Annotated in this window: 10 protein-coding genes; 6 read left to right on the forward strand and 4 right to left on the reverse strand. The window is 71.8% G+C overall.

Annotation, left to right across the window (positions count from 1 at the left end; all coding sequences use genetic code 11):
• Positions 1 to 29: 29 nt before the first annotated feature.
• Together ABS52_05160 and ABS52_05165 are read right to left on the reverse strand one after the other, a co-directional pair.
• The gene (locus ABS52_05160) at positions 30 to 2,234 is read right to left on the reverse strand and encodes a hypothetical protein (protein ODT04426.1); all 2,205 of its coding nucleotides are present in this window, start codon (positions 2,232 to 2,234) and stop codon (positions 30 to 32) included.
• 45 nt (positions 2,235 to 2,279) lie between these two features.
• Positions 2,280 to 4,052, reverse strand: coding sequence for a hypothetical protein (locus ABS52_05165; GenBank protein ID ODT04427.1), 1,773 nt, complete (start codon positions 4,050 to 4,052; stop codon positions 2,280 to 2,282).
• Between the two features lie 265 nt (positions 4,053 to 4,317).
• Here ABS52_05165 and ABS52_05170 point away from each other — a divergent pair, with 265 nt between their 5' ends.
• From ABS52_05170 to ABS52_05190, 5 genes are all read left to right on the forward strand, one after another.
• On the forward strand, positions 4,318 to 5,499 hold the full coding sequence (locus ABS52_05170; GenBank protein ODT04428.1) for a hypothetical protein: 1,182 nt from the start codon (positions 4,318 to 4,320) through the stop codon (positions 5,497 to 5,499).
• A gap of 234 nt (positions 5,500 to 5,733) precedes the next feature.
• The gene (locus tag ABS52_05175) at positions 5,734 to 6,423 is read left to right on the forward strand and encodes a hypothetical protein (protein ODT04429.1); all 690 of its coding nucleotides are present in this window, start codon (positions 5,734 to 5,736) and stop codon (positions 6,421 to 6,423) included.
• 2 nt (positions 6,424 to 6,425) lie between these two features.
• On the forward strand, positions 6,426 to 7,208 hold the full coding sequence (locus tag ABS52_05180; protein ODT04430.1) for a hypothetical protein: 783 nt from the start codon (positions 6,426 to 6,428) through the stop codon (positions 7,206 to 7,208).
• Positions 7,209 to 7,305: 97 nt separating this feature from the next.
• Complete coding sequence (locus tag ABS52_05185) at positions 7,306 to 7,773, forward strand: hypothetical protein (protein ODT04431.1); 468 nt, start codon at positions 7,306 to 7,308, stop codon at positions 7,771 to 7,773.
• Positions 7,770 to 8,309, forward strand: coding sequence for a hypothetical protein (locus tag ABS52_05190; protein ID ODT04432.1), 540 nt, complete (start codon positions 7,770 to 7,772; stop codon positions 8,307 to 8,309). Before ABS52_05185 ends, ABS52_05190 begins: the two co-directional genes overlap by 4 nt.
• A 1-nt stretch (position 8,310) precedes the next feature.
• On the opposite strand, the gene ABS52_05195 is transcribed toward ABS52_05190, so the two are convergent.
• Positions 8,311 to 8,838, reverse strand: coding sequence for a hypothetical protein (locus ABS52_05195; protein ID ODT04433.1), 528 nt, complete (start codon positions 8,836 to 8,838; stop codon positions 8,311 to 8,313).
• Between the two features lie 154 nt (positions 8,839 to 8,992).
• Positions 8,993 to 10,036, reverse strand: coding sequence for a hypothetical protein (locus ABS52_05200; protein ODT04434.1), 1,044 nt, complete (start codon positions 10,034 to 10,036; stop codon positions 8,993 to 8,995).
• Positions 10,037 to 10,371: 335 nt separating this feature from the next.
• Here ABS52_05200 and ABS52_05205 point away from each other — a divergent pair, with 335 nt between their 5' ends.
• Positions 10,372 to 11,946, forward strand: a complete 1,575-nt coding sequence (locus tag ABS52_05205) for a hypothetical protein (protein ID ODT04456.1) — start codon at positions 10,372 to 10,374, stop codon at positions 11,944 to 11,946.
• Positions 11,947 to 11,971 lie beyond the last annotated feature (25 nt).

Genomic DNA, 11,971 nt, shown 5'->3' on the forward strand with positions numbered 1-11,971 from the left:
CTCCCGTCTCCCAACGCCCGTCTCGCCACTCACCTCCGCAGCGCCAGCGCCGTCAGCGTGGTCGACGATCCGGCCCCGGAGGCGAAGACGATGTACTGCCGCCCCTTGTGCATGAAGGTCATCGGGAGCGCGGTGGTCTTGGCCGGAATGCGCACCGCGCCGACCTGCTTGCCGGTCGCCTTGTCGACGGCGAACAGCTGCGGCGGCTGGCCGGGGACGCCGCCATTGCGCCCCGTACCGTAGATGAGGAGCGTCTTCGTCGTGATGATCTGCGCCTGCCCCCGCGCCCCCTGCGGCGGGAGCGACACGCCGGCGAAGAGCGGGTCCTTGCTGCTGACGGGTACCATCCCGCCGTTGGGGATCCACCACTTCCTGTCGCCGGTGTTCAGGTCGTAGGCGGTGATCCCGCCGAATTCCCTGGGCTTGGCGATCGACACGCCCCCGATGAGCGAGGCGCCGGCGCGTGACGAGAATCCCTCCCCCTGCAGGTCCTTGCGCGGCGTGTACCCCGCGGGGGTCGGGAGCGCCCCGGGAAGGCCGCAGCTGTCGTGCGGCGACGAGTAGTTGAACTCCGAGCACGGGTCCTTCTGCAGGGAGATGGTGCTCAGCCCCGTCTGCGATCCGACGTACACCATCCCCGTCTCCGGGTCGACCGCGACGCCGCCGTCGATGTTCACCCCGCCCGACGCGCCAGGGGCGTACCACGAGCAGGTGAGCCCGCTCGTGCCACCGTCGATGGGCTGCCCCGGGATGTAGTACGCGCCCATGCGGCACTTCCGGGCCAGCGTGAGCGCCGAGTCCCTGATGGCCGGCGTGTAGTCGATCAGGTCGCGCTCCATCAATCCCTGCTGGCTGTACGGCGCCGGCCTGGTGGGAATCGGCTGCGTGGGCCACGCCTCCTCCCCCGGGACCTCGCTCGCCATCACCGGGGTCTCGACGATGGGCCAGACGGGCTCTCCCGTCTCGCGGTCGAGCACGTAGAGCCACCCCTGCTTGGTGGCCTGGGCGACGATCCTGCGCCGCCTCCCGTCGACGGTGACGTCCAGCACGTTAGGCGCGATGGGGGTGTCGTAGTCCCAGATGTCGTGGTGCACGAACTGGTAGTGCCACTTGCGCTTCCCGGTCCTGGCGTCGATCGCGACCAGCGAGTTGCCGAAGAGGTTCGCCCCGGGACGATGGCCGCCGTATTCGTCCATGAGCGGCATCCCGGTGGGGACGTAGACGAGGCCGAGCTCGGGGTCCGACGCCCACGTCGCCCACGGGTCCACCTTGCCGACCCCCGGCGTCCCGGGCTTCGTCCCATGCTTCCACGTCTCGGCGCCGAACTCGCCCGGCTGCGGGATGAGGTTGAACTTCCACAGCTGCGTCCCGGTGCGCACGTCGAAGCCGCGCACGAAGCCGTGGATGTTCCTGAGGCGGATCGGGTAATAGCCGTGGATCGACGAGTTCCCGAGGACGATCACGTCGCCCATGATCACCGCCGGGCTGCTGTTGGCGATTTGTCCCTCGCTGGGGTCGATGCCGGTGGTGCCGTCGGCGCCCGTCTTCGTCGCCTCGTTCCACCGTTCGCCCGGCCTGGCCTTGCGCGCGGGGGCCGCGTCGGAGATGATGAGCGGTCCCGAGTCGTCGACGGCCAGCGGCACGATCGGGTAGCCGAGTCCCTCCATGAGGTCGACGACCCCGTTCTTCCCGAACCGGGGGTCGGGAAGCCCGGTCTTCGCGTCGAGCGAGGCGAGGTGGTAGCCCGGCGTGATCACGATGACGCGCTCCTCCTTTCCGTCGGTCCAGTACGCGAGCCCCCGACCGGCGAACTGTCGCGGCGCCTTCTGCCAGCGGATCCCCTCGTCCATGCGCCACATCCACAGCGTCTCGCCCGTCTCCGGATCGATGGCGGTGGCGATGCGGCGCGTGGTGGCCACGGTGAAGAGGCGCCCGTTCGCGTAGAGCGGGGTCGTGCGGTAGTACTCGTCGGCGCCGAAGGGGGCCGCGTTCCACGTCCACGCCACCTTGAGCGAGTCGAAGTTGCGGGCGTTCACCTGGTCGAGCGACGAGTAGCGCGTCCCCCACGCGTCCCCGGCCCAGTACCGCCACTCCCCCGGCACGTTGCCGCGGACCAGCGACTGCCCCTGCGAGGCGCTCGAGGTGGCGACGCGGGCGAGCGAGGCGGCGACCAGCGCCGCCGCCAGTACGGCCGTCGTCCCTAACGAGCGCCGGGTGGTCCATCGTTGCGTCATGGTGGTCTCGATCCTCGCGCGGTGGGGGAAGGGTGGGCGGCGCCGTCAGCGCCCGCTGGTCTCGATCCGGATGCGCCTGGCGGCGACGGTGTCCGCCGGGAGCTCCTCGTCGCCCGCCGGGAGGCCGTTGAGCATGAGGATGTACGCCGTCACCGCCGCGTACTCGTCGCTCGTCAGGCTTCCCGGGCTGTTCTTGGGCATCTTCTCGGTCATGAAGGCGAGCAGTTCGGAGAGGCGCCTGCCCTCCCAGGCGTTCCGGAACGTCACCCCGGTGTGCGAGGCCGGCGTGTGGCACTCGCGGCACGTCCCGACGTAGATGTCCTTCCCGCGTGCCGCCTGGGCATCGGTGTACACCCCCGACAGCGTCGAGCGCACCTCCTCGCCCGCCTGCGCGTGGGCGGTGGCGGCGGCGCCGGCCAGGGCGATGGCGAGGGCGAGCACGGCGAGCGTCCCGCCGGCCGGGCGCGATGGCGTCCGCGCCAGGCGGGCGACCACGATCGACACCCCCCAGAGCACGGCGACGATGATCAGCAGGAGCATCAGGGTACGCATCAGGGCGACGGCCAGCGTCACGTCGAGCGCGGGCCAGGTGAAGCGGTATGCGCGCAGCACGGCGAACCGTGCCGTCATCCAGTGCCAGCTTTCGTGGGCCACCAGGGCCGAGAGCACGATCACGCCCAGCCGCTCGGCGACCACGCGGCTCAAGATCCATGCAAGGAGCGGGATGGCAAGGGCGATGACCAGCAGCTGCCCCAGCTCCACGCCGACGTTGAAGGCGAGGAGCGAGGTCACGAGATGGCGCCCCGCGAACTGGAGCGAGTCGCGCAGGGCGAAGGAGAAGCCGAAGCCGTGCACCAGCCCGAAGCCGAAGGCCACGAGCCACCGACGGTCGAGGCGCGCCCCGGCGATGTTCTCGAGCGCCATGGCGACGATCGAGGCGGCGATCAGGAACTCGATGAGGGGGGGAAACCACCCAGCGCCGGGCGCCATGCCTAACGCGGATGCGAGCAGGGTGATGGAATGCGCCGCCGTGAAGGCGGTCACGACCCCGGCCAATGGGCGCAGCCGCCGGATCGGGATGACGAGGCAGAGGAGGAACAGGAGGTGATCGAGCCCCCCCAGGATGTGCTCGAACCCCAGCGCCACGAAACGCCCCGCCGCCTGCCACGCGCCCGGATCGAGGGGGACCAGCCCCGGGTTCCCCTCGTACTGGAAGGCGCGCTCGCTTCCGTCGGGCATCGCCCAGCGCAACACGGTGGAGGTCGTGACGCCCAGGTGGGCCAGCAGGGGGCGTACCGAGAAGCGCGAGTGGGGCGAGGCGATGGGATAGGCGAGGACCACGTCCATCATCGCCTGGCGCCACGGGAGCTCCGTCTCGTTGGGGAGTGGCGGGGACGACGCCCCGGCCACGGCGCAGTCGAACGACTCGAAGCTGCGGTCCGACGGCAGGGCGATGCGCGCCGCGACGATGCGCCCGCCGGTGAGGCGGCGGCCGCCCTCGTACAGCTCGAGGTAGCCCAGGATCCACAGCGTCGCGGCCTCGTGCAGGCGCGGGGTCACGCGCGCGATGTCGAGGTAGTCGCCGCGGATGAGCGGGATGTCGACGTCGCGCACCGCCTCGAGCGGGACCCTGACGACGAGGCGCAGCTGCGTGCTGTCGGCCCGCGCGATCAGCTGCACCGTCGCCCGGGGCGGGACCTCGTGCCCCCATCCCGGGGCCGACCGGGCCAGCAGGAGGAGGATGAGCGCAAGGAGCGGGCGCCACGCGCGCGCCGCGCGCGGGTGCGCGCGTTGCACGAGCGTGTGCGGCGGCGCCATCACGGGAGGGTGGGGGCGATGGGGGAGGTGCGCATCACGACTGTACGGACACGCCGCTTTGGATGCTGGCTGCGGTCACGGATCGGGTGCGAATCGGGTGCGGGACGGGTGCGGGCCGGGTGCGGGACGGGTGCGGGACGGGTGCGGGACGGGTGCTGGACGGGAGGCGGAACGCGACGGTAGTATGGTCGCCGCACGCCGCGCCGACGAGACCAGCGCCCCCCTTTCGCGCGGGAATGGGGCCGTTCCCCGGGATTGGACGTCCATGACGCGTTCGCGGAAGCTCCTGGCCGCCACGGCCCTCGTGGCCACGATTGCCGCCCTCGGCGTGGGGCAGCGTGCCCTGCAGGGTGCCGCCCAGGGAAGGGGGGCGCAGGCCCCCGCCTTCGAGGTCGACCCGTTCTGGCCGCAGCCGCTGCCTAACCATTGGGTGATGGGCTCGGTGATCGGGGTCGGCGTCGACGCGCGTGACCACGTCTTCATCGTGCACCGCCAGCAGACGCTCAACCAGCGGACCGAGGTGCTGACGGGAGAGGCGGCGAAGAGCGGGGACTGCTGCGTGGCCGCACCTCCCGTTCTCGAGTTCGCCCCTGACGGCAAGCTGGTCAACGCCTGGGGCGGAGCGGGGGAGGGGTACACCTGGCCCGCGTCGAACCACGGCATCTCGATCGACCACAAGGACAACGTGTGGATCGGCGGCAACGGGCAGGGCGATTCGCACATCCTCAAGTTCACCCACGACGGGAAGTTCCTGCAGCAGATCGGGATCCCCGGGAAGGGCGCCAACAGCACGGCGACGGAGCACTTCGGGCGCGTCGCCAAGATCTCGTTCGACGTCGGCGCCAACGAGGCGTATGTCTCCGACGGGTACGGCAACAAGCGCGTGGCGGTGCTCGACATGAACACCGGCGCCATCAAGCGCTACTGGGGCGCCTACGGCAACACGCCGAGCGACAGCAACCTCGGTCCGTACGATCCGGATGCGCCGCTGGCGCAGCAGTTCCGCAACCCCGTGCACTGCGCGGAGCCCAGCACCGACGGGCTCGTGTACGTCTGCGACCGGCCTAACGATCGCATCCAGGTGTTCCGGACGGACGGGAAGTTCGTGAAGGAGGCGCGCATCGCCCCTCGCACCCTGGGCGACGGCTCGGTCTGGGACATCGCCTTCTCGAAGGACCGGGACCAGAAGTACCTCTACCTGGCCGACGGGAAGAACGAGAAGGTCTACGTCATCGAGCGGCAGTCGCTCGAGGTCCTCACCAGCTTCGGTGACGGCGGCCGCCAACCCGGGCAGTTCTTCGCCGTACACAGCATCGCGACCGACTCGAAGGGGAACATCTACACGACGGAGACCTACGAGGGGAAGCGGCTGCAGAAGTTCGTGTACAAGGGACTGGCCCCCGTGACGGCGAGGAATCGGGGCGTCCCCTGGCCGGGACGCCGCTGAGGTATCGCGACGGTCGCGGGGCGTCACGCCGATCGCGACGCCACGCGACGCCACGCGACGCCACGCGACGTGGCCGCGTCGCCCGGCCGCGCTCGTCGTTGGCGCGCCCCATCACCGGCGCCGCCGCGTGAAACGGCCACGCAGCGGTCGCGTAGTGGTGGCGGGGGGCGCTAACTTCGCGTGGCGCAGACCACGAGTCGCCCCGCACCTCGCGCCCAGTCCCGAGGCCCTCGCATGCAGAACGTGACCGCCGCTCCTCCCCCGCCGCCTCCCCTCCCCGACGTCCCCACGCCGCCGAATCCGTCCGCGGAACCGGTGGTGCAGGCCCCCGCGGTCGCCGGAACGAGCGCGCCCTCGGCGGCCGAGATGTATCAGGCGGCGCGGGCGTACCGCAATGAGCTCAACCGCCAGCTGAGCGACCTGGAATCGAAGCGCCTGGCCATCGCGCGCCGGCTGCGCGAGGGGCAGGTGACGGGCGCCGACAAGGCAGGGCTCGAGGCCCGACTCACGGAGCTCGACGGACGCATCAGCGAGATGTACAAGCAGATCGCGGCCGCCGATGCGCAGGTGGCGCGCGCCGCCGCCCTGCCGGGGGCCGTGGACACCCCGCCCACGTTCGTTCGCAACGGCCCCTCCGACGAGGCGGTCGAGCTGACGATCATCGGCACGATGTTCCTCCTCCTCCCGGTGTCGATCGCACTCGCCCGCCGGCTCTGGCGTCGCGCCACCGGCGCCCCGCTTCCGGCCAACCTGGCCAAGGAGATGGACGAGCGCTTCACCCGGCTCGAGCAGGCGATGGACGCGGTCGCGGTGGAGGTGGAGCGGATCGGCGAGGGGCAACGTTACGTCACAAAAGTGCTCGGCGCGGGCGCCGCCGCTCCCCTGGCGCTGCGCGCACGGGAAGGCGTCGAGGTCCCGCGGTAGCGTTGCCGTTCACCCTGTCCCACCCCTCGGCCGCCCTCGCCGCCTGGCCGCTGGTGCGCCGCGGCTATCTCCCGCTGGCGCCGTTCGTCGTCGGGGCGATGGCGCCGGACTTCGAGTATCTCCTGCGCCTGGAGCCGTACGCGCTCGTCTCCCACTCGGCGCGCGGGATCCTCACATTCGACCTTCCGGCGGGCGTGGTCGCGCTGATCGGATGGTACCTGCTCCTCGCGCCCTTCGCCCGCGCCCTGTTCGCGATCTCGCCCCCCCCGCTTCACCGGCGGTGGGGCGTGGGGGAGGTGGCGGGGGCGCTGGTGGCCCTCGCGCTAGGCAGCGTCTCGCACGTGGTGTGGGACGCCTTCACGCACCGCGATGCGTGGGGGCCGGTCGTCGTTCCCGGGCTCAGGGCCACGGCCTTCACGATCGCCGGCGCTCCGGTGGCATGGTACAATGCGCTCCAGGTGGCCAGTTCGCTGGTGGGAGGAGGGGTGGTGGCGGCGTGGCTGGGTCGCGAGGTGCAACGTGAGGGCGGGGGATGGCGCGCCCTCATCGTTCCGTGGCGCATGCGCCGATGGCTGGCGTTAGGCGTGGCCGTGGTCGCGATGGCGGCCTGGAACGCCCCGCGACGCGGGATGATGTCGGATCCCTCGCGGACCAAGATCGTGTTCGGGCGGGCGGCGGTGGGAGGGCTGGTGGGGCTGGCGGCGGGGATGGCGACCCTGGCCCTGCAGTACCGCGTGCAGCGCAAGTCGGGAACGAGGAACCCATCGGGAGGAAGGCATGCTTGAACCCACGCCGGCGCCGCGAGGCGCAACGCACACGGACGGCGAGTTGCGCGAGCCCCGCGCGTCACGCGCGTCCGGCGAGTCCCGCACGCCCCGGACGATGGTGACGCGCGCGACCGGTGCCGTCCTGGCGATCCTGGCCCTGGCCGCCCTCGCCCCGGCCGCCCGGACACGGCAATCGACGCTGGGTGCCCAGGGGAGCGCCCCGCCCCTCAACTGGTACAAGGGGAACACGCACACGCACACGCTCAACTCCGACGGCGACTCCTCGCCCGACGACGTGGCGCGCTGGTATCGCGAGCACGGCTACCACTTCCTCGTCCTCAGCGACCACAACTTCCTCACCTCCACCGACGGGCTCAACGCCCTCCTCGGCGCCGACGAGCGGTTCCTCATCATCCCCGGCGAGGAGGCAACGTGCAGCACCTGGTGCGCCCGCAGGGCGGGGCGACGATCGTCGAGGCGCTGCAACGCGACATCGACGCCATTCGCGCGGCAAGCGGCGTCCCGCACCTCAACCATCCCAACTTCGGGTGGGCCGTCACCGCCGCCGACATCGCCCGTGTGAAGAACGATCGGCTCTTCGAGATCTTCAACGGGCATCCGTTGGTGAACAACCAGGGCGGCGGCGGGATGCCCGGGCTCGAGGAGATGTGGGATGTGATCCTCTCGTCAGGCAAGCTGTTGTACGGCCTGGCCACCGACGATGCGCACGACTTCAAGCGCCCTGGCGATCCCACCGCGGCGGGCCCCGGGCGCGGGTGGATCGTCGTGCGGGCGCCGCGCCTCGCCGCGCGCGAGGTGCTGGGGGCGCTGGAGCGCGGCGACTTCTACGCCAGCACCGGCGTCGAGCTGAAGGACGTCCAGCGCTCGCCGTCGCGCCTCGTGGTCGAGATCAAGACCGATCGCTGGAGCCGCTACACCACGCGCTTCATCGGGCGCGACGGAAAGGTGCTGGCCGAGAGCACGGAGAACCCGGCACGCTACGACATCAAGGGTGACGAGGGATACGTGCGGGCGGTCGTCCTGGAGTCGAACGGGAAGCGGGCGTGGGTGCAGCCCGTCATGCTCGGAGGCGAAGGGCGAGGGAGCGGCACGCGCTGAATTACCCGGCCGACTCCAACAGGCGGGCGATGAGCGCGACCTGCCCCGCGTGGTAGGCGTCGTGCATCGCCATTCCGACCACCTGCTCGCCCAGTACCCACCGGCTTCCGGCATGGCGCGCTTGCAGCCGTGAACGCGGGGCACGTCGCACACGCTCCAGGAGGCGTTCGTGGCACTCGTCCAGGAGCGCCAGGTCGGCGCGCCACTGGCGCGCGCGCAAGGCGGGATCCTCGATCTCCGGTGACGCGGCCCACCACGACCGCTGGCGCGTGCGCGGAAAGCGACCGCGCCTGGCGGGGTCGAGGCGATCGGCGACCAGGTGCTTGCCGATGGCGCAGTGGAGCGCCTGCTCCCAAATGTTGGGGCGTCCGCGGCCGGGGCGCCACAGTGCCTGCTCGGCGGTGATCCCCTTGAGCGCCGCCTCGAGTGAAGGGCCGTGCCACGCGGGTCCGTGAAACGCCTCGTCGAGCGTGCGGACGAGGGCGGGGCGCGATGGAACGGGGGGGCGTTGCGACGCGGCGACGGGCATGACCGGTACCTCGCGGGACGGAGGGCGCACCTCACGGTGCGCCCGAATTCTATCCCGATCGGGGCGACCGGACCACGCACGGTCGCCCGCGCACCGCGACGGCGTGCCGGCACGCCGGTCCGCTACGCCGCTACGCCGCTACGCCGCTACGCCGCTACGCCGCTCGCTGCTCGAGCGGGTCGCCCATGGCACGCTTCGCTCGGCGCAGCCGCCCCAGCGCCGCCAGCGCGGTGAGCGTCGCGATGAACGGGAGCCCCATGTAGATCGCCAGGTACCGTCCGCCTCGCAGCAGGCGGATCCGCAGGCTCACGCGCGGTGGCGCCTGCGGCGCCACGCGCACCCTGGCCCTTGATGTCTCCTGAGCGGTTCCGGCGACGACTGGCGCGCCGCCGATCGTGGCGGGCGCCGTCGAAGGAGGACTGGTCACTGGCGCGGGAGCCTGCCCGAGAGTCGGCGCCGGTGCCTGCGCCGGTGCCTGCGCCGGTGCCTGCGCCGGTGCCTGCGCCGGTGCCTGCGCCGGTGCCTGCGCCGGTGCCTGCGCCGGTGCTTGCGAGGGGACCTGCGCCGTGGGCGCGGGACGCGGGGGGCGCCCCCGGGCGCGTACGCGTTCGGCCTGCGGCGTGAACCCCATGACCAGCGTCACCACCGAGAGGATGAGGGCGCTCCCCGCGATCATCCCGGTCGGCCTGATCCACCAGGTCGCGGCATCGGGGCGCGCGGCCGGGCGCGAAAGGGTCCCCGACACGAGGCGCCCGAGGGCGGCCGTGACCCAGTCCCAGTGCATCGCCAGGTGCACGCCCACCATCACCAGCATCGCGTCGGACGAGACCGAGTGCATCCTGCTCCAGAACCGGTCGGGGCGGTGCGCGATCCCCATCTGCGGGAGCGCGACCTCGGAGACCACGACCCCCGAGACCATCACGACGGCCAGCGTGGCGTAGAGGAGGAGGTCCCACACGTAGTTGAAGCGCACCTCACCGCGAAGCGGGGCCACGATGCGCCGCGTGACATTGACGATCCAGTTCCAGCTGAACAGGAGGTGGAGCGCCACGATCAGGCAGAAGGCGAACGACCACCATTCGTGGAGGGCAATTCGCGTCACGGCGGGGAGCGAGAGCGCGACGAACGAGATGGCCAGCGCGGTGTTGACGACGAGCTTGGCGCGTACGGATCCGGCGCGTGGTCCGGGGGGTGTCATGGGAACCGGGCGGTGTGGTCGACGTGGAATCGGCGGGAGTCCCCGCCGGGCGTCGTTGCAGCAGGGAGCGTGCCGGGCGTGTACCGCTGAAAAAAGCTCGCCCCGCGTCGTGAACGCGCGATGAATGCGCAGCGTGCACGCTGTTCTGTCTCGCGCCAGCTGGCGCCTCCGCTGCCGTCAACGCATAGTCTCCTGTTCGGCGTAATTCGCAGGATACTTCCAGCCCATCGCGCATGTCCGCACCCCACTCGCGTCCCCTTCCGCCGCCGCCCACGCGTCGCGCGTTCGTCGCTTCGGGGAGCGGGGCCGTCCTCGCCCTCGCGGGCTTTCCTGCCATCTGGACACGCCGCGACGAGTACGACCTGGTGATTCGCGGCGGGACGATCCACGATGGGAGCGGCGGGGCGGGACGGGAGGGCGACCTGGCGGTTCGGGGCGATCGCATTGCAGCCGTCGGCGGCCGCCGTGGCGAACGCGGACGCCAGGAGATCGACGCACGCGGGCTCGTGGTCGCCCCCGGCTTCATCGACATCCACTCGCACGGCGACGGCAACCTGCGCGCAGACCCGCGTGCCGAGTCGGTGGTGCGCCAGGGCGTCACCACGCTCGTCGGCGGCCAGGACGGCGGGTCGCGGGCGTGGGGCGAGGCGGGGCGTCCCGGCGATCCCCCGGACGGCGGGTCCTTCGCCGCCTGGTTCGCGTCCGTCGACGCGCTGCGTCCGGCGGTGAACGTGGCGGCGATGGTGGGGCTGGGGACGGTGCGCGCCACGGTGGTCGGCGATGACGACCGCCCGGCTACCGCGAGCGAGATGGCACGCATGGTGTCGCTCGTCGAGCGGGCGCTGGCCGATGGTGCCTGCGGTGCGTCGTCCGGTCTCGAGTACACGCCCGGCGCCTTCGCCCCGCTCGAGGAGCTCGTCGCGCTCTGCCGCCCGCTGGCGGCGCGCCGCCTTCCGTACGCCACGCACATGCGCAACGAGGATGACCGGCTCCTCGACGCCATCGACGAGTCCATCGCCGTGGCGCGCGGGGCGCGCTGCCCGTTGCAGGTCGCCCACCTCAAGACGCAGGGGCCGCGCAACTGGTCCCGGCTCGACGAGGCGTTCCGGCGCATCGAGGGGGCGCATCGCGATGGCGTCGATGTCGCCTTCGACCGCTATCCCTACACGGCCTACCAGACGGGGCTCACGAACCTCTTCCCGGTCTGGAGCCGTGATGGCGGGACGGCGGCCTTCCTCGCGCGCCTGGACGACGCGCAGGTGGCGCCCCGCATCCGCGAGGAGACGCTGGCCAAGGTGGAGCTGATCGGCGGGTGGGAGAACGTGCACATCGCCTCGGTGCGCGCTCCCGAGGATCGCGACGCCGAGGGGAAGCGGCTCGGGACGCACGCCGGGTCGTTAGGCATGGATCCCTACCAGGTGGCCGTGGGGCTCCTGCGCCGGAGCGACGGGAACGTGGGGATGGTCGGCTTCGCGATGAGCGAGGAGAACCTGGACCGCATCCTGGCCCATCGGCTGGGGATGGTCTGCAGCGATGGCGGCGCCTTCGCGATCGACGGCCCGACGCGCCGGGGGAGCCCGCATCCGCGCGGCCTGGGGAGCTTTCCGCGCGTCCTCGGGCGCTACGTGCGCGAACGCAAGGCGCTCTCGCTCGAACAGGCCATCCACAAGATGTCGGCCTTCCCCGCCCGTCGCCTCGGGATCACCGATCGCGGGATGCTGAAGGCCGGCCTGGCGGCCGACATCGTGGTGTTCGATCCCCAACGCGTGGCGGACACCGCGACCTACGAGCAGCCGTTCCAGTATCCCGTCGGCATCACCGCGGTCGTGGTGAACGGAAGCCTGGCCCTGCACGGGGGCGACCGGTCATCCGTCGGCACCGGCCGGTCGGTGCGCCCGGGGGAGCGGTAACGGCGCGCGGGCCCGACGCCCGTCA

It is taken from the genome of Gemmatimonadetes bacterium SCN 70-22, assembly GCA_001724275.1.
Lineage (GTDB): Bacteria > Gemmatimonadota > Gemmatimonadetes > Gemmatimonadales > Gemmatimonadaceae > SCN-70-22.